The sequence below is a fragment of the Vibrio sp. AH4 genome (assembly GCF_030710545.1).
GTDB lineage: Bacteria > Pseudomonadota > Gammaproteobacteria > Enterobacterales > Vibrionaceae > Vibrio > Vibrio metoecus.
Genome location: NZ_JALAIV010000003.1, coordinates 132038 through 157010 on the forward strand (window position 1 = coordinate 132038; position 24973 = coordinate 157010).

General features: G+C 46.3%; 19 protein-coding genes. 8 read left to right on the forward strand and 11 right to left on the reverse strand.

Annotated features, from left to right (window positions below; genetic code table 11):
• Positions 1 to 266 precede the first annotated feature (266 nt).
• The 3 genes from MKA69_RS13760 (at position 267) to MKA69_RS13770 (ending at position 4766) form a co-directional block, all read left to right on the forward strand.
• A complete protein-coding gene (locus MKA69_RS13760) occupies positions 267 to 2813 on the forward strand; it encodes a glycosyl hydrolase family 18 protein (RefSeq protein WP_305848298.1) in 2547 nt (848 codons plus the stop codon).
• A 375-nt stretch (positions 2814 to 3188) separates the two neighbouring features.
• Complete coding sequence (locus MKA69_RS13765; protein ID WP_055033831.1) at positions 3189 to 3923, forward strand: IclR family transcriptional regulator; 735 nt, start codon at positions 3189 to 3191, stop codon at positions 3921 to 3923.
• Positions 3924 to 3929: 6 nt separating this feature from the next.
• Positions 3930 to 4766, forward strand: coding sequence for an arginase family protein (locus tag MKA69_RS13770; protein ID WP_305848299.1), 837 nt, complete (start codon positions 3930 to 3932; stop codon positions 4764 to 4766).
• A 75-nt stretch (positions 4767 to 4841) separates the two neighbouring features.
• Here the strand turns inward: MKA69_RS13770 and MKA69_RS13775 are convergent, their stop codons facing one another.
• Positions 4842 to 6407, reverse strand: a complete 1566-nt coding sequence (locus tag MKA69_RS13775) for a methyl-accepting chemotaxis protein (protein WP_305848300.1) — start codon at positions 6405 to 6407, stop codon at positions 4842 to 4844.
• Positions 6408 to 6497: 90 nt separating this feature from the next.
• Positions 6498 to 7058, reverse strand: coding sequence for a hypothetical protein (locus MKA69_RS13780; protein WP_305848301.1), 561 nt, complete (start codon positions 7056 to 7058; stop codon positions 6498 to 6500).
• 292 nt (positions 7059 to 7350) lie between these two features.
• Here MKA69_RS13780 and MKA69_RS13785 point away from each other — a divergent pair, with 292 nt between their 5' ends.
• Positions 7351 to 9225, forward strand: a complete 1875-nt coding sequence (locus tag MKA69_RS13785; RefSeq protein WP_305848302.1) for a PhoX family phosphatase — start codon at positions 7351 to 7353, stop codon at positions 9223 to 9225.
• Between the two features lie 56 nt (positions 9226 to 9281).
• On the opposite strand, the gene MKA69_RS13790 is transcribed toward MKA69_RS13785, so the two are convergent.
• The gene (locus MKA69_RS13790) at positions 9282 to 10112 is read right to left on the reverse strand and encodes an HDOD domain-containing protein (RefSeq protein WP_305848303.1); all 831 of its coding nucleotides are present in this window, start codon (positions 10110 to 10112) and stop codon (positions 9282 to 9284) included.
• Between the two features lie 229 nt (positions 10113 to 10341).
• Between MKA69_RS13790 and MKA69_RS13795 the strand changes: the two genes are divergently transcribed.
• Positions 10342 to 11094, forward strand: a complete 753-nt coding sequence (locus MKA69_RS13795) for a phosphatase PAP2 family protein (protein ID WP_305848304.1) — start codon at positions 10342 to 10344, stop codon at positions 11092 to 11094.
• Positions 11095 to 11136: 42 nt separating this feature from the next.
• Here the strand turns inward: MKA69_RS13795 and sstT are convergent, their stop codons facing one another.
• From sstT to MKA69_RS13820, 5 genes are all read right to left on the reverse strand, one after another.
• Positions 11137 to 12396: a serine/threonine transporter SstT gene (sstT, locus tag MKA69_RS13800; protein ID WP_055033826.1), complete on the reverse strand. Its 1260-nt coding sequence runs from the start codon at positions 12394 to 12396 to the stop codon at positions 11137 to 11139.
• A gap of 333 nt (positions 12397 to 12729) precedes the next feature.
• A complete protein-coding gene (locus MKA69_RS13805) occupies positions 12730 to 13182 on the reverse strand; it encodes a copper chaperone PCu(A)C (protein WP_000769875.1) in 453 nt (150 codons plus the stop codon).
• Positions 13183 to 13186: 4 nt separating this feature from the next.
• Positions 13187 to 13777 carry an SCO family protein gene (locus MKA69_RS13810; RefSeq protein ID WP_000042308.1) on the reverse strand — a complete coding sequence of 197 codons (591 nt, stop codon included), beginning with the start codon at positions 13775 to 13777 and terminating at the stop codon, positions 13187 to 13189.
• Entirely contained in the window at positions 13774 to 14196 is a 423-nt protein-coding gene (locus MKA69_RS13815) for a hypothetical protein (protein WP_305848305.1), read from the reverse strand. The genes MKA69_RS13810 and MKA69_RS13815 overlap by 4 nt, the downstream gene beginning before the upstream one ends.
• Before the next feature lie 166 nt (positions 14197 to 14362).
• On the reverse strand, positions 14363 to 15274 hold the full coding sequence (locus tag MKA69_RS13820; protein ID WP_055029278.1) for a DUF368 domain-containing protein: 912 nt from the start codon (positions 15272 to 15274) through the stop codon (positions 14363 to 14365).
• A gap of 609 nt (positions 15275 to 15883) precedes the next feature.
• Between MKA69_RS13820 and gltS the strand changes: the two genes are divergently transcribed.
• Positions 15884 to 17110 (forward strand): sodium/glutamate symporter, encoded by a 1227-nt coding sequence (gene gltS, locus MKA69_RS13825; protein ID WP_305848306.1) that lies wholly within the window; start codon positions 15884 to 15886, stop codon positions 17108 to 17110.
• 116 nt (positions 17111 to 17226) lie between these two features.
• Here gltS and MKA69_RS13830 read toward each other — a convergent pair whose 3' ends face one another.
• Positions 17227 to 17985 carry a flagellar brake protein gene (locus tag MKA69_RS13830; RefSeq protein WP_055029279.1) on the reverse strand — a complete coding sequence of 253 codons (759 nt, stop codon included), beginning with the start codon at positions 17983 to 17985 and terminating at the stop codon, positions 17227 to 17229.
• A 130-nt stretch (positions 17986 to 18115) separates the two neighbouring features.
• Between MKA69_RS13830 and MKA69_RS13835 the strand changes: the two genes are divergently transcribed.
• The gene (locus tag MKA69_RS13835; protein WP_055029280.1) at positions 18116 to 18403 is read left to right on the forward strand and encodes a GNAT family N-acetyltransferase; all 288 of its coding nucleotides are present in this window, start codon (positions 18116 to 18118) and stop codon (positions 18401 to 18403) included.
• 142 nt (positions 18404 to 18545) lie between these two features.
• Positions 18546 to 21803 carry a S41 family peptidase gene (locus MKA69_RS13840; protein ID WP_305848307.1) on the forward strand — a complete coding sequence of 1086 codons (3258 nt, stop codon included), beginning with the start codon at positions 18546 to 18548 and terminating at the stop codon, positions 21801 to 21803.
• A 56-nt stretch (positions 21804 to 21859) separates the two neighbouring features.
• On the opposite strand, the gene MKA69_RS13845 is transcribed toward MKA69_RS13840, so the two are convergent.
• Both MKA69_RS13845 and MKA69_RS13850 read right to left on the reverse strand, forming a co-directional pair.
• A complete protein-coding gene (locus tag MKA69_RS13845; protein ID WP_305848308.1) occupies positions 21860 to 23440 on the reverse strand; it encodes a GGDEF domain-containing protein in 1581 nt (526 codons plus the stop codon).
• Positions 23421 to 24908, reverse strand: a complete 1488-nt coding sequence (locus MKA69_RS13850) for a hypothetical protein (RefSeq protein WP_055027949.1) — start codon at positions 24906 to 24908, stop codon at positions 23421 to 23423. The genes MKA69_RS13845 and MKA69_RS13850 overlap by 20 nt, the downstream gene beginning before the upstream one ends.
• Positions 24909 to 24973: the final 65 nt, after the last annotated feature.

A 24973-nucleotide genomic window follows, 5' to 3' on the forward strand; every position in this document is an offset into this window, starting at 1 on the left:
TAAACGTGCAGTCTGATAGCGTAAATCAATAATGAATGCCAATTTGTTTTGTCAAAATTCTGAATTCTTGACTCAAGATTGCTTAATTTCTGCAACTTCTCGCTGATTTCGGAAAATTAGCGACTTATGACTCGAAAAGTGATTAATTTTTTTTCGCAAATAAAAAAGTCTCTCAGATACTGACAATCGATGCCTTCATGCCATGTATAGGTGCGCTGGCAGTCATTGATAAAAGTGAAACATCTAAGGAAAGAGAGATATAACTTATGAATCGAATTACTCTGTGCGCCGCAAGTATTGCCTGTGCTCTTTCGGGCATGGCAATGGCAGCACCCTCGGCTCCTAGTGTTGACGTGTATGGGTCGAACAATCTGCAATTCTCGAAAATTGAACTCGCGATGGAAAGCACGGCGGGTTACAACCAGATGGTGAAATATCACGACCAAGCACCGATCACACTTAAATTCAATCAATGGAGCGGTGAAACGGGCAACACTTATAAGATTTATTTTGATGGTGCAGAAGTGGCTTCTGGTCCAATCAAAGGTAGCCAAACTACCGCTCAATTTACCTACCCTAAAGGCGGTGTATACCAATTGGTAGTTGAAGCGTGTGATGCGAATAGTTGTACTAAGAGTGCACCAACGGAAATCACGATCGCCGACACCGATGGTTCACACCTCAAGCCATTGAAAATGAACGTTGACCCTAACAACAAGTCTTACACTACGCCGCAGAATACCGTGGTTGGGACTTATTTTGTTGAGTGGAGTATTTATGATCGTAAGTTTACGGTGGATAACATCCCTGGTCAGAATCTGACTCATATTTTGTATGGCTTTATTCCGATCTGTGGTCCAAACGAATCGTTGAAATCGGTTGGCGGTAACAGTTTTAACGCTCTGCAAACAGCGTGTCAGGGTGTGCCTGATTTTGAAGTGGTCATTCACGATCCATGGGCTGCTTATCAAAAGAGCTTCCCGCAAGCAGGTCATCAGTACAGTTCACCGATCAAAGGTAACTACGCCATGTTGATGGCGCTGAAAAAAACGTATCCTGATCTGAAAATCATCCCATCGATCGGTGGCTGGACACTCTCTGATCCCTTCTTCAGCTTTACCGATAAAGCGAAGCGCGATGTGTTTGTCGCTTCTGTGAAACGTTTCCTGAAAACATGGAAATTCTACGATGGTGTGGATATTGACTGGGAATACCCGGGCGGCGGCGGCCAAGCGGCTGATCTTGGCGATCCGATAAAAGATGGCCCAGCTTACGTAGCCTTGATGGCAGAACTGCGAGCTATGCTCGATGAGCTTGAAGCGGAAACGGGTCGTAAGTATGAACTGACTTCGGCTATCGGTGTTGGCCATGACAAGATTGAAGATGTGAACTACGGCCAAGCCGTTCAGTACATGGATTATATCTTCGCAATGACTTATGACTTCTACGGCGGCTGGAACAACGTATTGGGCCACCAAACCGCGCTGTACTGTGGATCCTTCATGCGTCCTGGTCAATGTGATGGTAAAGGCGTGGATGAAAACGGCGAACCGTACAAAGGCCCCGCGTATACGACCGATAATGGTATTCAACTGCTGTTAGCACAAGGGGTTCCACCAAGCAAACTTGTCGTGGGCGCAGCAATGTATGGCCGTGGTTGGGAAGGCGTAACTCCTGCTTCTCTAAAAGATCCTAACGACCCAATGACGGGCGTTGGTAATGGCAAGTTGAAAGGCACGACGGCGCAAGGCGTATGGGAAGCGGGCGTCATTGATTACAAAGGCGTTAAGAACTTTATGCTTGGAGCCAATAAAACCGGCGTGAACGGTTTTGAATACGGCTACGATGAGCAAGCAGAAGCGCCTTGGGTGTGGAACCGTAGCACAGGTCAATTAGTTACGTTTGATGATGATCGTTCAGTGAAAGCAAAAGGGGCGTACGTACGCAACCTTGGCTTAGCCGGTCTGTTCTCATGGGAAATCGATGCGGATAACGGCGATATTCTGAATGCGATGCAAGAAAGCTTAGCGGGAAGTACTCCTCCACCCGTCAATAAGGCCCCTGTTGCCAATGCCGGTGCAGATGTCTCCGTGACTGGCCCTGCGCTAGTAACCTTAGATGGTAGTGCTTCAAAAGACAGTGATGGAACCATTGCAAGCTACTTGTGGGAGCAAACCGCAGGCACCGCAGTGACGTTAACAGCAGCAAATAGCGCGAAAGCAAGCTTTAACGCTGCGGAAGTGGCAACCAAGCAGACTTTCACTTTCAAACTGACAGTCACTGATAACAAGGGGGCTACAGCAACCGATACTGTGGTGGTTACCGTCAATCCGAAATCCACGACACCTGTCAACACCGCACCTGTCGCAGCCGTTTCTGCCCCTGCATCAGTAAAAGCAGGAACGACAGTGGTGATTGATGCTTCAGCGTCGAGCGATGCAGAACAAGATCCGCTGAGCTTTACTTGGGATCTACCGGTTGGTTTAAATGCAACGGTGCAAGGAGCAAAAGTGACCTTTGTGGCAGGAGAGTATACCCAAGACACCACACTGGACTTCACGGTGACAGTGAGTGATGACAAAGCCACAAGTAAAGCCTCAACCTCCGTATTGGTGGAGAAAAAGGCAGGAACAGGTGGTGATGTGTGTACCAACTTGTGGAATGCCGAAAGCATCTATACTGGCGGTCAGCAAGTGACTTGGGCTGGAAAAACGTGGGAAGCCAAATGGTGGACACGTGGTGAAGACCCAAGCAAGTCAGGCCAGTGGGGGGTATGGAAAGACCTCGGTGCTGCGAGTTGTTCGACTAACTGATTTGTTCGAAGGCAATAAAAGTCCATTCTCAATGGATAAGAGAGGCTCTGCATGTGCAGAGCCTCTTTTTTCTGGTTATATCGGAAGGTTTTAAGCTTTGGGTGCGATATTTCAAACTGAGAATGTTCTTATCTCTTAGTGATAATTACCCCGGATGATCCACGGAGCGTTTCACGCCATGAACCGTAAATCATAGGGTTGTGAGCACCATGAATAGGTGGATTACGCTCGGCTCTTGCGCTTTTTATCGGTTAATTTGTTCAATTTCTCTTTCATTCTCACTAAATGGGAATGCAATCCTTTAATTCTTATCTATTTCTCGATATACAAGAATCAAGATTTGAGGTGCCAACCATTAAAGGCTAAAAAGCACACATGAACGAAACAAAAATGTCAGCAAACCAAGTTAATGAAAAATCACTGCAATTGCTGATGCAAGTTGCAGTCAATCCAGAGCCTGTATCGGCGAAAGGACTTAGTGAACAGCTTCAAGTTCCGTTAAGCAGTCTGTATCGCCATTTAAAACTGTTGAAAGAGTGGAACTTGATTGAAGAGAGTCCACACGACAAAACCTTGATCATCGGTCCAGCTGCGTTGCTGCTGATGAGAAGCTATGAGACCAGTCAACATAACCTTGATGCGGTTGAAGCTGTGTTAAGTCGTCTACAAAAACAGACTGGGGAAATGGCCGCGTATATGGTGCCTGTCGGTTATCGAGCCCTATGCGTTAGCCAAAAAGAAAGTATGCAGGCGCTTCGATGCAGCTTCGTCCAGGGTCAAAGTCAACCCCTGCTTCGAGGTGCCTCATCTAAAGTAATGTTGGCGTATATGCCTGCTGCTCGTTGTGAAAAGATCCTGCGCTATTTTGGCGAAGATCCGACGTTAGACAAGTGGCAGAGCGAGTTTGAAAAAATACGTCGTCATGGATATGCCGTGAGTACCTCTGAAATTGATCCCGGAGTTTCGGGGATCAGTGCTCCGGTAATGAAAGGGAGTAAGTTGATTGGGGCAATTTCGGTGATGGCACCTGCTCATCGAGTCGAAAGCAACAAACAACGGATAATTTTACATGTACTGCAAGCCGCACGCGCGTTGCCACCAGAAAGGTAATTGATCATGCTTAGCTTATTCAAACGCTACCGTTTACATCGCACACCTAGCCATCCTACGTCTACGTTTGGTTTTATGACGGTGTGCCAACGTGTAAAGCCGATGTCACTGGTCGAGTTTGAATTTGCGCAGCAAAGCTTAGATGTGGCTTCCGATTGGTTGTACCAACAACAATCTGGTATGAAATATGCCGATGCAACCCATTATGTGCTTGAGGGAAAAAGCGATACGCACTACCAACAAGCACTTAGCCAATCAGTCGCAATGGGAATAATTCCGGTTGCTTTTGTTAACTGCCATGAAATGGTATTACATACCTTACCCGTGTTGGCACAAGACAATATGAATATCGGCATTGTTCATATCGGACATGGTTTCGAGTTAAAGCAAACCTTGGATTTGCAAGTGGGGAGTGCATTTCATTTTGCGTTATCTCGCTTTGCACAAGCGAAACTGTTTTGTATCGGGATAGATACAGAACATGCCAATACACAAACCCGAGAGTATGCCGAAGATCTGGGATGCGATTGGGTAAGCCATGAAGAGTGCGGTTTTTTAAATCGTACGCAACTTAAAAGCCAACTGAGTAGCTATATTGAGCACAATGAACAATTAGTGATTAACATTGATTTAGCTTCTTTGGTTCCAGGTAATGGTTTGGAAGAGCACAAGGTTTTGGATAACCAAATTGTGTTGCGTGTACTGCGCCAAATGGCGCTGTCTGGTAAAGTGCGCTACATCCAAGTTGTGGGAGCGAAAGATAAGTTGATTTACTCAAAACAGACGAAAGAAATTGTCGATGAGTTGATGGACTTAGCACCTCATTTGGTGCAAGCCGCGTAGTTTACAAACCTGTTATCCCATTCTATTGCTGAATTTGGCAGACGTGTTCATCGTCTGCCATTTGCGTTTTTATGCTTAATGAGAGAGCTGATTGAGGTTGCTACGAGTTTGGTTGGCGGATTTCATGAGTTCGTGACTCAGTTGGCTCATTGTCGCGCTGTCGCCTAATAGCTCACGCGCATGTTCATCCAGCAGGCTCAATTGTCCCAACAATTGTTCAACTAAACGATGCTGCAGCTGACTATCATGCACCGCATTTTGGTTAGTGCGGTTAGCTTGATTGACATCGATAATCGCTTTATCTACGAGACTTGAGCCACTTTCTATGGCTTGAACACAATTTTTTGATGCGACTAAACTTTCTTCCATATACACAATCAGGTTTTTGGAATAACCCGAGAGCTGAGTCAACAGAGCCTCAACTTGGTTGGTGGACGCAGAGGTTTTTTCTGCTAAGTGGCGCACTTCATCCGCAACGACGGCGAATCCTCGCCCATTATCTCCCGCCCTTGCTGCTTCTATCGCGGCATTGAGGGCGAGAAGGTTGGTTTGATCGGCAATGCTGCGGATCATTTGTAAAATATCGGTCACTTTTTCAACTTGAGTATTTAACTCTGCGGCAGTTTTGGTGGTGATCTCTGCTTTTTCGACTAATTGCTGATTTTGTGTTTGTGCTTCACGTAATTGAACTTTACTGTCTTCACTACTGGTGACCGCCTGTTTTAAAGACTCGGATGCCGCAGAAATACTCTCGGTTACCGCTTGAATGCTGTTTTGGCTTTGATGCCCAATATCCACTGAGCTAGTGATCTCAGTTTGCTGGTTGTGGATATTCCCCTCCAAGTTTCGAATTTGCTGTTCTACTTTATGGCTGATATCGGTGACTTCCACAATCCGATTTTTAATGGGGGCAAAGGTACTTTCTACTTTGGCAATGAAATTATCAATCGCGTTTGCCAATTGCCCCAATTCGTTCTCTTTACGAAAGTTAATCCGCGAGCCAAGGTCGCAATTGCCGCTGGCTAACGCATCACACAATACTCTTAGCTCATTTAATGGCATTAATAATGTTCGGCGTAGTAACCAATAGAGCGCAACGAGGGTAAGAACAATAAAAATGAGGCTGAGCATAAAAGCTTGATTACGAAGCTGGCTAGCCACTTCTTGAACTTTATCGAATCCCCATTCAGTCATGAGGTAGCCGACTAAATCTGCATTTTTTCCGGCTTTTAAGGGGACGATAATAAATAAGCCATTGCCATCGGCCGAGTTTTTTAATTGGGTGCCTTCGGTAGGTAGCTGAGAAAACCACTGAGCTAAATTTGAGGAGGTATCGTTGGTGTCTTTAGCGTTATAGAGCACTTCTCCTTTGCTATTAAAAGCGTACACATTCTTGAGTTGGACTGGGTTCGCATTGAGCTCAATCTCCACTCGTTCGGCAAGTGCATTGGTTTTATTAAAACGTACGGCAGTGGCAACATTATCCGCTAGAGAAAGAGCCGTTTTTTCAAAGGTTTCAGCGCTGATGGCATTCATTTCCCGTACGCTTTTTGTCCATGTTAAATAAGTCAGAGACAGAAGAGCAAGAGAACTGAGAACAGACACGCTGAGCAAGAGAATCCGACTAATACTTAATTTCATAAGTTCAACCACCTAACCATGCTGTAAGGTTCAAGCCCACTTAAAGCTGCCAGAAATCTCAGCTTCAAGTGGGTAGGAGAGGGTTTGGGATCACAGTGCATCGACATTGATGCCGACGGTAATCGCCCCAATCGCTTCCCCTGAACTGGGATCGGTCACCGTATAGCTCACTTGAGCTTGGAACATTTGAGTTGATTCATCTTCCTCAATATCACTGATATCGAACGCCCCTGTACCTTTAGGGTACGTGTTTTGCCATTTTGCTTCGTCGCCTTGCCAGTAATCAGAAGTGACCTCACTTTGTGCGACATTGAGACCTTTGTTATCCATCACAAACACTTCAGTGATTTTTCCATCACTCCCATTTTGAATGGTCAGCAGTTTTTGTGATGCAAGGGTGCCGAGAATGGACTGAATCATGGGTTGATCGGTTTGGCCGACTTCTGCACGCCACTTTTTGTCGAGCTGATCAATATCGCCCTGAGTGAGGTTGGCATTTTTCGCATTCTGCGCTTTGACTGCATCGATGATCATGGGATCGGCGGCGATCTGTTTGACCTCTGTTTGGACGTATTGCGTGAGCTGAGCTTGATAATCGTTAGCCAGAGTTGGGAGGCTGACGAGAACCAAAAGAGCCAGAGATTTGTACATAAAAACTCCTTTTTGCTTGAAGCGGTAAACTCAAGTCATTGGATCGGATACAGGATGAAAGTCTATACAACTGATTGATTAGCAGTAGGCTAATGAATGAAAAATAGTACAACTTAGCGCTGAATGCGTAATTCAATAGTTAAATTATGATTAAACCTTTGGTTTTCTTTCTTGCTTTGTCATGTTTTAGCAACAGAAATTTCACCGAGCAGTCATCTTAGGTAGCTACTCTTGCGCAACATTTACTTAACCTGAATCATCAGGATATAAACATAAAGTCAAGGAGCCCCCAATGTGGAAGCGTGATGAGCAAGAATCCCAATTTAGTGAAATGATCGAAGCGCAACTGTCCCGACGTCATTTCTTGGCCGGAAGTGCCGCGGTGAGTGCTGGTGCATTTCTCGCACTTAACCCAGTAGCGCAAGCCGTTGCCTCGCCAGCCAAATCCAAACTACTCAATTTTTCTCCGATCCCAGTTTCAACAGAAGATACGGTTATTGTTCCTAAAGGCTACAAAGCAACACCGTTGATGTCTTGGGGCGACCCTATTTTTGCTAAGGCTCCAGAGTTCGACCAAAGTGGCAAACAGGATTCCAAAGCACAAGAGATGCAGTTTGGTGATAACACCGATGGTATGAGCTTTTTCCCGATCAATGAAGATCGTGGTGTGCTTGCGATCAACAATGAATACACCAACTACGAATATTTATTTGATCATCAAGGTAAAGCGATGACGGCTGACGATGTGCGTAAAGCACAAGCGGCTGTCGGCGTCACTGTGGTAGAAGTGGTTCGTAAGAATGGTCAATGGATGATTGATCGTCAAGGTGAACGAAACCGCCGAATCACTGCATATACGCCGATGTTAATGACCGGCCCCGCTGCTGGCCATGATTTGCTGAAAACGTCCGATGACCCAAGCGGCTTAAAAGTACTTGGTACGTTTAACAACTGCGCGAACGGTCAAACGCCGTGGGGTACTTACCTGACTTGTGAAGAGAATTTTGATGATTTCTTTGGTGCAGATCAGGAAGGCAGCGTGGATGCGGATCAAAAACGTTATGGTATCGCAGCGGCACCCAGTGACTACCAATGGCATAAACACGATGCCCGCTTTGATGTAACTAAAAACCCTAAAGAACCGAACCGTTTTGGCTGGGTTGTGGAGATTGATCCGCACAATCCGAATTCCACGCCTCTGAAACGTACGGCCCTTGGCCGTTTTAAACATGAAAATGCGGCATTAGTTGTCAATAACGATGGTCATGTTGTTGTCTACCTCGGTGATGATGAACGTGGCGAGCATCTGTACAAGTTCGTTTCTAAAAATCGTTATCAAGCGGGTAATGATGAACAGAACCGTCAATTGCTCGAAGAAGGCACGCTGTATGTGGCTAAGTTCGAGATGAATGATAAAGAACTCAAAGGCAGCGGTCGCTGGGTGGAGCTGAGCTTTGGCAAGAATGGCCTCACTCCTGAAAACGGATTTAAAGATCAAGCCGAAGTGCTGATTTTTGCACGTCGTGCCGCGACTCAAGTGGGCGCAACAACCATGGATCGTCCGGAGTGGGTAGCCGTTCATCCAGATAAAAAGCATGTGTTCTGTACGCTCACTAACAACAAAAACCGTGGCAAAGAAGGTCAACCTGTTGGTGGCCCTAACCCACGCGAGAAGAATAACTACGGGCAGATCGTTCGTTGGATGCCAGCACAGGGCGATCACACCAGTGACGTGTTTGCTTGGGATCTCTACTTGATTGCAGGTAATCCAATCGTTCACAAAGGCACCCTATACGCGGGTAGCGAAAATATTTCGGCAGACAACATGTTTAACAGCCCAGATGGGATTGGTTTTGACGCTGCAGGGCGTTTGTGGATCCAAACTGATGGAAACTATTCGAATGAAGGTGATTTTGCAGGGCAGGGTAATAACCAAATGCTGTGTGGTGACCCGATTACCGGAGAAGTGCAGCGTTTTCTGACGGGGCCAATTGCTTGCGAAATTACTGGTTTAACCTTCAGCCCAGATCACAAAACCATGTTTGTGGGTGTGCAGCATCCTGGTGAAGAGGCTGCGCCATCGCATTTCCCGTACGGTGGTAATAGCAAGCCTCGTTCTACCATTATGATGATCACTCGTGAAGATGGTGGGGTGATTGGCGCATAAGCGTTTTTAACCTCCAAGTTTCATCCCAAGAAGCGATTAACGCTTCTTGGGATTTTTTAGGCTGCCATCATCTGTGTGGCTATCTCTTTGCCATTACCGCGTACACCGTCAATGGTGGATTGGAAGGAAGCGGAAATGTTGAGCAAGCGTGAATCTGGGTGATCGGCTAGATAGACCGACTTATCTTTAGTTTGTGCAAGTTCATCCCAGTATCGATGGATATCACGAGCAAAGTGGATCGCTACGGCTAATTTCGGTGAGATTTCTGCTTCGCGTGGTTCATCAAAATGCTTTATTGCATCAACCATTTCTGATGGAAATTTCCACTCTTTTGCCAACATGGCTCCAATCCGAGGAGCGGAAATCCCCAAGATCTCTTCTTGAGCGGTCAGCGGATCAACCCCTTGGGCAATTTTTTGTTCGATCAATTTCGCTTCACTTGGCATTAACGTATGAATCATCAGCTCGCCAATATTATGCAATACACCTGTGGTGAAGGTTTCTGCTTTGTCTAAGCCGACTTGCTCTGCAATTTTGCTGGCGATCAGCGCCGTTTCAAAAGTATTTATCCAGTAGTCATTCAAATTGAGCGTCTCAATTTTCGGAAAGGTACTCGAAAGGACGGAAGCCACAACCAAGGTACGAACCGAATCAATACCCACGCGGATAATGGCATCATTCACTGTCGCAATATGACCATTACCTCCAAAATAAGCCGAATTTGCCATGCGTAGTAAACGCGCGGTGAGGATCTGATCTAACGTGATTTTTTTACTGAGCTGATGAAAATCTACATTCGGTTGATTGGCCAAATCTAACAACTCTTGTAGAACTTTAGAGAGTCTGGGGAGTTCATTCAAACGTTTAAGCAAAGCATCTTTGACCATGTTCCTTCTCCTTATTGAGTGGCTAAATCAAAATATAGGTTATGGATTTTTACTAATACAACTCCCGAATGAGATAAAAGTGGAACCTGATTGTTAAATCCTTGTTATATAGAATTGTAAAAAGAGAAGAGGTCGGTGAGTATTTTTTGCCAGCAAATTGACAGGATATTGGCATTGCAGAATAAGGTTTTTTTACAATGCTCATCCTGTACTGGGATGGGAGTAGATGATGAAAGCGCGGATTATAAGTTGCAAACGTGCCCTAATGTTACTGTTGATGTTTGTCTTTCTATTGGTTCCTTTAACCATTTTGTCGTTGCAACTGGATTTTACTCAACCGGTGAATGATACGGTGGGTAAGATCATGACTTATCTAACACACTCGGCAGGTAAAGAAGGTTTTTTATTGTCGCTACTGTTTTTGTTAGTGTGGGTCGGATGGCGCTGCAAAATTCCTCGTGAGCAATGGTTAAATAAAGCCATTCAGTTAGTGTTATTGCTTGGTTTAGCGATGGTGATGAAAGTGGGGATGAAAGCGGTAACCCAAGAGCCAAGGCCATACACCGAGTTGATGACACAATCTCTACTTCTTCCGAATGCGGGACATTTTTATAAACTTTCAGAGCCCCGACAAGAAGCCCTGATGATTGCGATGGAATCTAAAGTCAGCCCGTGGCGAGTGCAGCATTGGCAGGGTGAAACCGATTACTCTTTCCCTTCCGGGCATACCGTGTTTGCGATGGTCTGCTTACTCTACTTTGGTAGCCTATTAGCCGAGAAGAGACATTACTTAAGTTTGGGGTTCCTGATCACTTGGGCAGCCAGTGTTGCGTATAGCCGCCTTTGGCTTGGAATGCATCACCCCGTTGATCTGTTGGGGGCGGCTTTACTGGTGGGCGTGTTGTATTTGATGGTACCCCAGACATACCCGTTACAACATACCCGTTGGCAGCCGTGGTTGCAGCGTATGCATTTGGTATAAAAAAATGGGCATTACGCCCATTTTTTATGTCATGCGAAAGCATTATTTCATAGTGACTTCTGAATCATAACGGTTTGCTGAACTCGTTGCCTTTTGCTCTTGGGCTGCTTGGCAAACCGCTGCCGTGAAAAGAACGTCGGTTGAGCTGTTCAACGCCGTTTCTGCTGAATCTTGAATCACGCCGATGATGAAACCAACCGCAACGACCTGCATCGCGACATCGTTGGAAATACCAAACAGACCACACGCCAGCGGGATCAACAGCAGTGAGCCGCCAGCAACGCCAGATGCACCACATGCCGATACGGCAGCAACTACGCTCAGGAGCAACGCTGTCATCAGATCGACCTCAATGCCCATAGTATGAACCGCAGCGAGAGTCAGTACCGTGATGGTGATGGCTGCGCCAGCCATGTTGATGGTGGCACCCAGAGGGATTGAAACTGAGTACGTATCTTCATCGAGCTTCAGCTTTTCACACAACGCCATGTTCACTGGGATATTCGCGGCGCTAGAACGAGTGAAAAATGCGGTCACGCCACTTTCACGTAAGCACTGTAAAACCAGTGGGAAAGGGTTACGACGGATTTTGTAGTAAACGATCAGCGGGTTCACAACTAATGCGATAAAGGCCATTGCCCCGAGCAGTACGGCGAGTAATTGAGCATAACCGGCCAGAGCACCAAAACCTGTGGTCGCGAACGTTGCGGCTACTAGGCCAAAAATACCAAATGGCGCGAGACGAATAATAAAGCGCACAATTTGTGAGATGCCATGGCTGAGGTCTTCAAATACCGCTTTGGTGGTTGCAGAGGCATGATGAAGCGCTAAACCTAAACCCACCCCCCAAGCCAAAATGCCGATGTAGTTAGCGCTCATCAGAGCATTCACTGGGTTATCGACCAATTTGAACAGCAGCGTGTTAAGAACTTCTGCAATACCTTGCGGTGGTGTTGCTCCTTCCGCACCGCTGACAAGCGCGAGTGTGGTTGGAAACAGGAAGCTAAGAATAACGGCGGTCAGTGCTGCTGAAAAGGTGCCAAATAGGTACAGCACAACGATCGGACGCATGTAAGTGTGTTGATTTTTCTTTTGGTTAGCGATAGAGGACGCAACCAGAATAAACACCAACACTGGTGCAACGGCTTTCAATGCACCTACAAATAAATTACCTAGTAATCCCACTTTTTGGGCGTTTTCTGGTGAAAAAATAGCTAGGGCAGCACCTAACAGGATGCCAGCTAAGATTTGTAATACCAGATTTCCACGCGCAAAACGGGCGAAAAACGAGTTGTTTTGCATAGTTATCCCTGCGAATCATAAAAGATTTGAATTATTGTTACTTCAGTCATAAATCCTGAAGGTCTCCAATATTAACCGCACAAGATAATGTGTCTACCGATAATTGATAATCGGCGTGATAAGTTGTGGATTTTGAGAGGAAGTGATGAATTTGTTGCCAAGTGCTGAAAAAGCGTAGCTTGAGGACTGTGCATGCGACACAGATAAGTAAAAAACGTAATAAAAAGAGGGGAAAACAGAACGATGGATAAGGCTTGGAAAGAGGTGAGAGGGTAGTGGTGAGGGGAAGTTAGTTGAGTAAGCCCTGCGGTACAGTGCTTACTCATCAAGACGCTAGTGAGAGCTGTGCTCAGCCATACCGGACATCACTTTTTTCACCGGTGCCGTAATCATTTGCTTCTCCCCGTTTTTAAACGTGATTTCCACTTCGATATTCTCGCCCTCTTGCAGTGGCTTTTTCAATTCAAGCAGCATGATGTGGAAACTGCCTGGTTTTAACACTAAGGTACCTTTGGCAGGGATAACAAATTCAGGCACTTGGCGCATTTTCATCACATCACCTTCTTTAATGACGTCATGCAGCTCCACTTTGGCAGCCACTTCGCTGCTGGCGGAAACAATGTAGCGCTCCACATCACTGTGGTTCATTACTTCACCAAAAAAGGCGCTATTGACTGCGGCAGGAGGAGTCGCACGCGCATAAGCTTGGTGAACCATGATGTCTGATTGAGCTAAGGCTGATGTGCTAAGCAGTAGGCTAGCAAGAAGCATGGTTTTCAGTTTCATCAAATTATCCTTTTGAATGTATGACTTTTTGTATCGCATCCACGATCGGTGCGGGGTCTTGGGTATGCGGCACTTTATTGATCAAGGTGCCATCTGGCTGCAAGAAATAGAAATAAGAGCTGTGATCTAAGGTGTATTTCAGCTCTGAATTGGGTAATTCCGTTTTACGAAAAATGACACCGTATTTTTGGGCAAGCTGTTGCGTGGTCTCGATTGAGCCTGATGCACCTTCGATCATGGGATGAAAATAGTGGGCGTATTGAGCCGCGAGCTTGGCATCATCGCGTTCAGGATCAAGCGAAATAAACATCGGACGTAATTGTGATTTAGCGTTGTCATCGACTTGGTTTAAGGCCGCCGATAGCATGGCTAAAGAAGTTGGACAAACGTCTGGGCAACGCGTAAAACCAAAATAGACGATGCGGATTCTGGGATCTGCTGGATCAAAGAGCTGTACCGCTTGTTGGTTTTCACCCAATAATGCTAGCGGAGCAGTGCTTTCTGCCGCCAGTTTATGTTGGCTATCAAGATACGCTTTCACACCAAACCCGAGGGTGAAAGCCACCACTAAAATCAGTGACCAATTCTTACTCATCGTTCCATCCTAATTGCTGGGTAAACGGTTTGTTGACCATCGCTCAACTCGCCAATCCAAGTCATCGCGTCAGCGGTACAGACAGGCAAAATAATGTCTGCGACGTAGGTGCCTTCTTCGTTGGGGGATAGCGAAAATTTTGCGCTGCCCATGTTCATTTCAAGACCTTCTAAGGTCAAGATCAGGTTTTGTGCGTTGGTATTTGGCCAGCGCACAGTGAGTCGATTTGCCATCAGCGGATGAGCGTTATCTTGGGCAAGGCGCATAGTGACTCCCGCTTGCTGACAATCACTCGTCGAAAGTAAGCAGTAATCACTGAGGTTTCGTTGGGGTTGTTGCAACCAGGTGAGGAGGTCATTGGCAAAAAAACCTGCGCAGAGCGCAAGGAGGAGCGCAATCCCTTTGAGTATATTCTTCACATCAGTAATCCCAAATTGAGTGAGTGAGGTGATGTTAGCATGAGCCGACTTATTTCAGGGTTTATCAACGGGGAAATGTGCAGCGGCTCTTATAAAAATCAAGGCGATATGATCGCCTTGATGTGATTCTGCTGAGGATGACAGAAAGTGCTATCGGATCAGAAAACTACTTTTCTGCGTATTTTTCTAGCCCCAATACCAGCGCAACCGCGGCAAGCATGAGCACAATTGCCAATACCCATTGTGACGGCTGTGATGTCAGCGCTTCAAACTCAAAAGGAGAGAGATTGCGTTGCAGCAACGGAACTTGTTCTCCGCTGGAATTCACACGCCAAGAGAGTGTTTCTTTCCAAGGCCAGATTTTCGGTAATGTGCCGAGCATCAGACCCGTCAGGAAAGTTAAGGTGATGTCTCGATGGCGTCGTAATAACCAAGAGAGTACATGTGAGAAACTGAGCAAGCCCATCACGCATCCACTTAAAAACAGCAGCAGAATATCGATCTGCAGTGTTTTTACCGCACCAAGTACTGGAGCATACATACCGATCAGCAGCAAAATAAAGCTGCCAGAAATACCGGGTAGGATCATGGCACAAATGGCAATCGCTCCGGAGAGCATGACATTGAGGTAAGTGGGCTCTAAGTGTAACGGCTTTAGCACGGTAATCCCGTAAGCAAATAGGGCTCCGGCAATCAGCCACAGTAGGCGCGAAAAGGTTTTTTGCTCAACCTGGCGCAGCATATGCCACACAGAAACCACAATCAGACCAAAGAAAAATGACCAGATTGGCACGGGATGAGCCACAAGCAGCCAAGAAATGAGTTTGGCCAAGGTAGCAATACTGGTGAAGATGCCCCCAAATAACGTGATCAAAAACCAGCCATTGATATGACGAAAGGCACCGGCTACGCCTTGTGCTTTTAGCACACCCACTAGGCTAGGGTTGATACGGCGAATGCTTTCAAGCAGAGTGTCATAAATGCCGGTAATGAAGGCGATGGTTCCGCCAGAAACGCCGGGAACAACATCGGCGGCGCCCATTGCTAGCCCTTTGAAGTAGGTGCTCAAGTAGTTCATTGTTTTTCCTGCCAATTGAATTAGGCGGATAGTATACCCGTTCTTTTTTCACTTGTAGTTAAGCGCTAAGCGGTTGATAGGTTTCTTCGTTGCAACTCCGGTAGATTCGGCGAGCGATAACATTACCTGATGCTCAACAATAAGGTTCATATTCATATTGCGGTTTCATTGCAAATTGCAAATTGCAAATTGCAACAAATCGGGGTTTGAGTCAGAATTTTCTGACAAAGCATCACAAAAATAAGGGTTTATTAAGTTGGCACAGTTCGTGCATTAGTTTATGTGACCCTTGTTAAGCCGAGGGTCACCTAGCCAACTGACGTTGTTAGTGAATAGAATTGTTCACACCATATATAAGCCAATCGCGGTTCTTGCGATTGGCTATTTTTTTGTCTTTTGGGTATGATCGCCCGCTATTTTCACTAATTTTTTGCTAGAAATTAGCATTAAATGGAAATTTGTCCGTTCAATATCATTGCTTTATATGGTCGTTTGGCCGTTTATTAGAGGATAACTATCGCACTGGAGTGATGTTGTGTTTTGGCGTCGCCAAATGGTTTTGACGCCCGCTTATCAAGGAGAGATGAGCCTGAAAAATAAAGAGGTACTATGAATCAGATCATTTCAATTGGAGCATTAGAGTCTTTCCTGATTGCTATCAGCGTCCTGTTCTTAGGGCATTTTATTAATGCCAAATTGCCCATTCTAACGAAGTTCAATATTCCCGAACCGATTGTCGGTGGATTAGTGGTTGCTTGTGTGATCACGGGATTACACTTTCAGGGCATCGATATGGAATTTTCACTGCCACTGCAAAACGTTTTCATGCTGATGTTCTTCAGCACTGTGGGGCTCGCCGCGAACTACACCCAGCTTGTGAAAGGTGGGGCGAAAGTATTTCTATTTTTGGCGGTCGCTTCAGTGTTCATCATCATCCAAAATGGGGTGGGGGTTTCGCTGGCTGCTGGGCTGGGCTTGGATCCGTTATTGGGGTTAATCGCAGGCTCGATTACGTTATCTGGTGGGCATGGCACAGGTGCCGCATGGGCCAATACGTTTGCGGAAAACTATGGCTTAACGAACACTTTAGAAATCGCGATGGCATCAGCCACGTTCGGTTTAATTATTGGCGGTATCATTGGTAGCCCTGTTGCGCAGAAGCTGATCGATAAACACGGTATTGAATCTGAATACGGGCGCGGTACGCAAACGCACTCGCGTTTTCCTGAGTTAGTGACGTATAACGAATATGAAGAAGATAAAGTCACCGCGAAAAAGGTGATTGAAATTCTGTTTATCTTGCTCATATGCGTTACAGGGGCGAAGTACCTTGAGGCTTGGGTTAAGACATTTGAGATCCGCTGGTTGATGATCCCAGATTTTGTGTATGCCTTATTCATTGGGGTCTTTATCACTAATCTGCTGGAGGTGACTAGGTTACGCAAGGTGGATGCTGAAACGGTCGATATTTTGGGGACGGTTTCTTTATCGCTATTTTTGGCCATGGCTCTGATGAGTCTGAAATTGTGGAATATTTTTGATTTAGCACTGCCGTTTCTGGTGATCTTGGCTATTCAATCTGTGGTATTAGGGATTTTTTGCTACTTCGTTACGTTTAAAGTGATGGGAGCAAACTACGATGCCGCTGTGATCTCTGCGGGGCATTGCGGTTTTGGTTTAGGCGCAACCCCTACTGCCGTGATGAACATGGGCTCAGTGGTGAAACGCTTTGGCCCTTCACCACAAGCGTTTATGGTGGTACCGATTGTGGGGGCTTTTTTCATCGATATCGTGAATTTGATCATTCTCCAAGGGTACATTTCCTTTTTGGGATAATCTCTTGATTGATCGCGCGCTGTTTCATTAACAAAAACCCCCAGTCGTTATAGTTCGACTGGGGGTTTTCTTATGGTCATCTCACCATCGCTATTCACCGTGGTGCTTTCAAAGGGTTACGCTTTCTTGTCTGTATTGAGTGTTAATTTGGTGCCATTAAACTTCAATTGAGCGAGCAAGTTTTTAGCGTTAGTTTTGCCTTCTTCATTAAATTCCAACCCATAGCGCGCATGATGTAGCGAACGCTGTAAGTTACAAATTTTACCAGTCAAAGGTGGGAAACTTTGGGTCCCCCGTAAGTCAGAAAATATCTCAAGAGCCACAAGGTCGCCGACTTGGTAAGTTTTGCCTAAAGGTGGCGTAATGAAACGACAGCCACTACGGGATAAGTCACGTAGCTCACAATCACCACGGTGTTCATCAAACACGACCTTACCTGCCAAATTCAGCTCAAACCTTGGCTCTTTACGCAATTGCGAGACTTGCATCGTATTCGGGATCGATAAAAAGGCGAGTGGAACGGGCTCTTGCAAGATGTGCATCAATTGACTACGGAAATGAATCAGTGCGCCTTCTCCTCTTGGTGAGATGGCGCGAATGTTCATCCAGAACCCTTCTTGAAAGAAGAATTGCAAATCGTCAGCAGAAATTTTGGGCATTTCAACGAGCAAAAATTTGTCGGTATGAGTCCCAATAAACGGGGTCCGGCAGACAAATTTTGTTCCCACTGGGGTGGTAATACTTAAAGTCAGTTCACTACCGTGTTCGACCATCGCCAGCGCATCCGTGCTGTTTATCGTCGAAACGGTCTTGCTTCGTTGAGTCTGCAGTTGCCCATTATTATCATCAATTTTTTCAGCGGGCCGTGAATTCATTTAACCTCTCCGTGTTGCGATACGACTTATACATGTCGTTCAGTCCATTGAATTCTATGGTGAGATAAGTGTAGATTCAATTCAGAGAGTCTCCAACAAATTTGATCTATCTATCAGAAAAGGATTCAGTATGACCCACGTTGTGCAACATGATGCTGCAAATAACTGCTATCGAGTGACACTGGAAGGCGACTATCAAGCCGTAGTGAAATATCAGCAACAAGATAACGTGCTGCATATTACTTCGACTAGAGTGCCTGACGAGTTACAAGGCAAAGGGTACGGAAAAGTGATGATGGAAAGTGTATTACCTGAAATTGAACGTGCAGGGTTCACGGTGGTACCGGTATGCAGTTATGTTGTGCACTACCTTGAACGCCATCCTGAGTGGCAACACTTACGTCATCGCGCGGTGTAAATCGCTCATTTCTCGCCAATATAGGTTATGAGGGTGGGGCAATCGTCTTTATCAGATGAAATGATTTAGACGTTCTTATCGAGTTAGGGTAACGTTTCATTTTAAAAAATGATGTATGCCAATCTACTGATAAGGAAAAACGATGCCCTTGCCCCGTTTCACTTTGCGTTCTGCGTTGCTGTTGGCTCTGTTTATGAATGCCCCAATGGTGGGCATTGCAAGTGCAAATCAGCAGCTAGAACCGTCTTATTCACATCCCACGTGGTTAAGAGATATTGCGCTTTCACCGAATGGGCAGCAGATTGCGTTTACTTATGCTGGGCAAATCTGGTTGGTGCCGGCACAAGGAGGAGAGGCTATCGCCTTAACTGAAAGTGGCGTATACAGTGAGATGCCGGTGTGGTCTCCTGACAGCCAATCTTTCGCCTTTTCTGCGAACCGTTATGGTGAAGGCGATGTATTTATTCTTGCAGTGCAAGGCGGTGAAAGCCGTCGTTTGACTTATCATGGGGCTAAAGATACTCCCTACGCTTTTTCTGCCGACGGAACACAACTCTATTTTGCATCACGCCGATTGGGAGATGATAAAGCCGATGCCAATGTCAAACAGGGGAGTTTCACCGCTCAGCTTTATTCCATCCCCGTGACGGGCGGGCGTGAACGAATGGTTCTGCCGATTGCAGTGAGCGATCTCGCAGTCTCACCGACACAAAGAGATATTCTCTATACCAATCAACCCTCAGATGAACAGCCGTGGCGCAAAGGTGCAATATCAGATGCAACGCGGGACATCTGGCGATGGTCGCCCCAAACCGGGCAACATGTTCAACTGACTTCCTTCCGAGGTGAAGACCGTAACCCAGTTTGGGGCGCCGATGGTTCATCGATGTACTATCTTTCGGAGCGGGGCGGCAGCTTTAACGTATGGCAACAGCGATTTGATGGTTCCGAGCCCGTCGCCATCACCGCACATGAGAAGCTCCCTGTAAGGTTTTTGAGTGCCAGCTTACAAGGCGACTTGGTATACGGTTTTGATGGTGAGATCTGGCGACTCCAAGCTGGAGCGAAACAACCTCAAAAAGTTGCCGTATCGATACGCCGTAGCGCAATGCCGGATGGTCGTCATTCGGTGAATTTTAACCATGAAACGACCGAAATGGTGGTATCACCCAGCTCTCCTGAGGTGGCGATTATCGCACGGGGAGATGTTTATGTGGTCTCCTTACTCTCAGGGTTAACCAAGCGGATCACTGATACCCCAGAGGCAGAACGTAACATTACATTTTCGAGCGATGGTTATCGATTGATTTATGCCTCAGAGCGCGGTGGGAGTTGGGATATTTACCAAAGCTACGTGAATGATGGCGGAAAAAGCTTCTCCACATCGCTCGATATTGTGGAGGAACCTTTGTTGACTGCGACAGAAGACCTGACACAGCCTCTTTACTCTCCTGATAGAAAGCGAATTGCCTACCGTGAAAATAGCAATACGCTCAAAGTGTATGATATTGAGGAAGATAAAACGTATACCCTGTTAGATGCACAAACGTTGTATTCCTATATCGATTCAGATCTTGATTACCAGTGGTCTCCTGACAGCCAATATCTCGTGACGCGAGATCGTGCGGCTTTTAATAGCGATGTTCAGCTATTGAAATTTGATGGTAGTGAAGCCCCTATCAACCTGAGTAATAGCGGATTTTCTGAGTCGGCTCCGCAATTTAGTGTGGATGGGCAATGGGTCTATTGGTTAACGGATGCCAAAGGATTACGTGATATTGATGACCTGCCTGTACAGTTTGATGTGTACGGTGTGGCGCTCAATCGCCAAGCCAAATTTAATTTTGGTAAGACCGCTGAGCAGCAATGGCTTGATGACGAACAGGCTGCCGATCATGAGCACAATGATCGTGAATCGGTCCCCATCACTGCGACTATGGTTGAAAGCCAAGGGCTGAAATTACGCACCATGCGCATGACGCCGACATCACTGGATATCATTTTTAAACACTTAACCCGAGATAACCACCATTTGATCATTGCTCACCGTGTCGGCGATTCTGTACAAATTTCGCAGATTGATTTGGGCAGTGGGGAAATGATGACGCTGTTTAGTCGGTTTAGTGAAGATGCCATGTTGTTGGCGATGGCGGCGGATGACGAAAGCCTACTTATTATTGGTGAACACGGGATCGAAAATCTCAATGTGGTGACCCGAGAGACAGAGTTTGTACGTTATGAAGCGAATGCTTATTTTGATTTTCGTGCGGAAGTGGCTTACCTGTTCGAACATGCTTGGCGGTTAACACAAAGCAAATTTTATGACTCCCAAATGCATGGTGTGGATTGGGCTGGCTATGGTGAACAGTATCGTAAACATCTCCCAAGCATTCGAACTTACTCCGATTTTGCTGAGTTATTGAGTGAGATGGTTGGTGAGTTGAACGTTTCACATACAGGGGCTTCCTTTGCTGCCAGCAACCCAAGCTGGGAAGAGCCTGCTTCGCTTGGGCTTTATTATGATGATCGTTACCGGGGCAAAGGGATCCGAGTGAAAAGCGTATTACCGGGTAGCCCTGCCGATACCTATCAATCCCCCATCAAAGCGGGAGCGATTATTTACTCGGTTAACGGTAAAGAGATTTCTGATCAGCAAGACATACACCGTTTTCTCAATTTTACCCAAGGCAAGTTGACTCGGCTGAGCGTGCTGGCTCCCGGTGAGGAGAAAGCCCAAAACTTCACTCTAGTTCCGATTGGGCTAGATGAAGAAAGCGAATTACTCTACCAACAATGGGTTGAACAGCGACGCGCTTTAGTGGAAAAACTTTCCGGTGGACGTTTAGGTTATGTGCATCTGGCCGCGATGGATGCAGCCAGTTTTGAACGAATGCAGAACGATATGTTTGGACGAGAAAGAGATAAATTAGGCTTAGTGGTTGATGTACGCTTTAACGCAGGCGGTTGGCTACATGATCAAATTATGGAAATTCTTTCCGGAACTCGGCATTCATCACTTCAGACACGAGATGGGTATGTCGTTTCTTCATTCCCTGAGCGTCGTTGGGCAAAACCGAGCATTATGCTGGCGAATGCTGATAGCTACTCCGATGGCTCTATTGTGCCTTATTTCTACCAACGAGAGGGGCTAGGTAAACTCGTTGGCGAACGTGTTCCCGGTACGGGAACTGCTGTGATTTGGGAGCAGCAACAAGAGCCGGGTTTAATTTATGGAGTGCCACAGTTGGGTCTGAAAGATGATCAAGGGCGTTGGTTTGAAAACCAAGAGATCGTGCCAGATATTTTGGTGTATAACGACCCAGAATCGATTGTCGCGGGAGAAGACCGCCAGCTCTCCGCTGCAGTTGAAGCGTTACTCATCGAAATCGATTCGCAGTAAACGGAGTTTTGAAAGTGAAAAGCCGCTCAAATGAGCGGCTTTTTTGATATCTCGGCTTACTCCAAACACACTTGGTTGCGACCATTTGCTTTCGCGCGGTATAGCGCTTTATCAGCCCGATAAAAAGTACGTTGCGTATTTTCACCCTCGCGATGTAGGGTGATATCGATACTGACCGTTAAGCCACGTTCACCTAAAACCTCTTGCCATGGGAAATCAAAAATGCGCTGACGATAGTTCTCGGCGTGCATTTGTGCCATTTCACTGGTCACGTTTTCTAAGATCACCAGAAATTCTTCGCCACCAAATCGCACACAGGAAGCGCCGCGAAATTTAAAATAAGTCGCGAGCTCACTAGAGACATTCACAATCGCTTTGTCACCGACTAAGTGGCTGAGCTCATCATTGATTGATTTAAAGTGATCAATATCCACCACTAAGAAAGCAAACGACGTTTCGTGAAGGAGTAAATCTTTGAGCTTCACATCTAACCAGCGACGGTTATGCAGTTTGGTTAGTGGATCGGTGAACACATCTTGTTGTAACTGCAATACGGTATTTTTCTGGTTTTCCGTGGTTTCTTTAAGCTCTCTATTCTCTAGTTCGGAGAGGATCAGCTTGAGTTGTAACTCAAAACGCGACAGGCGACGTAGCTGGATTGCACCTAATTCACTGATTGGGATCCGCTTCATTAAGTCGCTTTCAATACGAAACACTTTCTTTTCATACTGCAGGGCGGTTTTGAAGAGGCCTTCTAACTCACAAACGTCGCTGAAAGCTTCATAGAGGCACTTTTCCAGAAAGGGGGATTGGATGTTCTTTAACCGCTTTTCGGTGCTACTAAGCAGCAAAGTCGCAAGGTGCGCTTTACCGGCTTTAGATAAACAATGTGCGAGCTCAATACGCAGCATGCTTGAGAGCCAGTCTGATGGGGTGAGGGATGAAGAGTACTGCGCATTGGCTAACGTCATCATCGCCTTCTGGACTTTGCCTTGTTGTAGATAAAGCCGAGCTTGATAGAGCATAATTTGCCCCGTCAGCTGTTTGTCACTCACCAGAATGCTGAGTTCTTCACACTCTTTGATCAGGTCATTCGCGGCAGTATAACGTCCAAGGCTGATGTAACAGGCTAACATATACAGCTTGTAGCGCAGACGCAGTGCGCGGCTGGAGATCGCATGATCTATGCTGTCAATTTTCTGGTAGTAGCGTAATGCTCGGTTATGGTCGCCATAGGCATCACATAAGTTGCCCATACCAAGAACGGCCAACACATAGTCATCAATCATGCCATGCTCAACGGCAATATTGGAGATCGCAACGTATTCGGAAAGTGCAGCGACATAATCGCCATGATCAAGCAAGCGCTCGCTTAGGCTGTGTTTAACCGAAAGGAGTAGCTCCAGATCCGCGGGTAGCTCTAAGAGTGACAGTGCCGCTCGCAGCTCTTCAATGCTGGTTTGCCATTGTTTCATTTCTCGGCGGTACTCAGCGCTGATGATATAACTTTGCGCGCGCTCTTGAGCGGTCGTCGCCACATGCTGTCTGACATGGTTCCAGAAGATGATCGCCTCTTCTCCAGCGACGGCGGCCGCGTCTAGCCCCGCTTCTTTAACCTTACTGAGCAGGGTTTCCATACGATGCTTCCTGTGCTTGGCTATCAATCAACTGTTCCAACGTAAACGGGAAAGACAGAATATCTTGGAGAGTGATTTTGGGGAGTGGGCCATCTAATCCTTTACGGTGCCACGGGTAAATCTCAATCATTTTGGCCATAACTTGGAATATTTCTAAGGCGGCTTCGCCCTTTTCTGCCAACAGCAAACCGAGGCGGTCACTGCTGAGCCGTGATAGTAAATCTTGCGGTGCGCACAGAGAGTGGATGACTTCGGTACACACATCAATGTATTTGGCGCTAGGGTGTTGGATCACCACAACAGCGTGGTTCGATTTTTTCAGCTCGGTTTTGAACAGCACCAACTGTTCCCACCAATAGGTTTCAGAGACCACATTGGAAAGATGTTTTTCAGGATCAAACTCGTGTTGGCCACGAATACGATTAATCAACTTACGTGCTCGTTGTTCGAGTTGGCGCTTTGAGGAACGAGCTTTGTCCATCCCCACGCGCATGGTTTGTTCACGCAGCATCATAACGGTATAGCGGCGGTATTTTTTGAAGGCGATTAACGCGGCCTGCGCATCACCATTTTCTTCTGCCACGCGTGATTGCTGGTAGCAGATTTGCGATAAGAGTTCACCATTATCAAAAGACGTGGCAGCCTTTTCTGCGTTGCTTAAAAGCTCTGCGGCCACCGCAAAATTTTTGCGCAGTAGCTCTAGGCGTGCACGGCTGATGAATGAGTGGGCTTTCATCCAAGTGAGATTATTCGCCACAGCCAGCTCATGGGCTTTGCGGGTGGCTTCTTCAGCATCTTCTATTCGCTCTAGCCCAAGCAAAGCTAAACCACGGAAGTCCCATACTTCGGCTTGCCAAGTCACATTGCTGTTACTTTGTAGCACTTCTTCTGCCCCATCAAGCACAGTCAACATATCGACATATTGATTGAGATGGTAGAGATCCCATGCCCATAAAATGCGTGCTTTACCTTCAAGCCAACCAATGCGCGTATTGTTAGCCACTTTTACGGCTAGCTCATGAGTGGAGCAGGCGAGTTTATACTCTCCTGTGATACGCCAAATATTACCAAGGCCGATCAAGCACTCAATTTCGGTTTCTGGTTCATCCACCAATGCGGATTGTTCTAATGCGTTAATCCAAAACTGCTGTGCGGTGTAATACTTGGCTTGCCCCCAGTAATGTAAGGCATGAATATGCAGAATTTCAGGCAGAAAATGATCTGTATCGAGGTTACTCTGGTTCTGATTCGCTTCTTTGATGTATTTGAGGCCTGAGCGGTAGTCCATTTTGCACCAGAGGCAGCGGGACATGATGATCAGTGACTCAATAATGGCTGAGGTAAAGTGAATTTGCCGAGCACGAACTAAACACTGTTCTGCTTGGATGAATACCTTATCAGGCTCAGATTCAATACGGGATCTGAGCTGTTCGATTTCCATTTCAAGAAGATATTGGCTTTTGTCCAAAATACAGTCGTCCTTGGGCGATTTAATGCTCGTCATGACTTGCCCATTATAAGGACAAGGCGTCA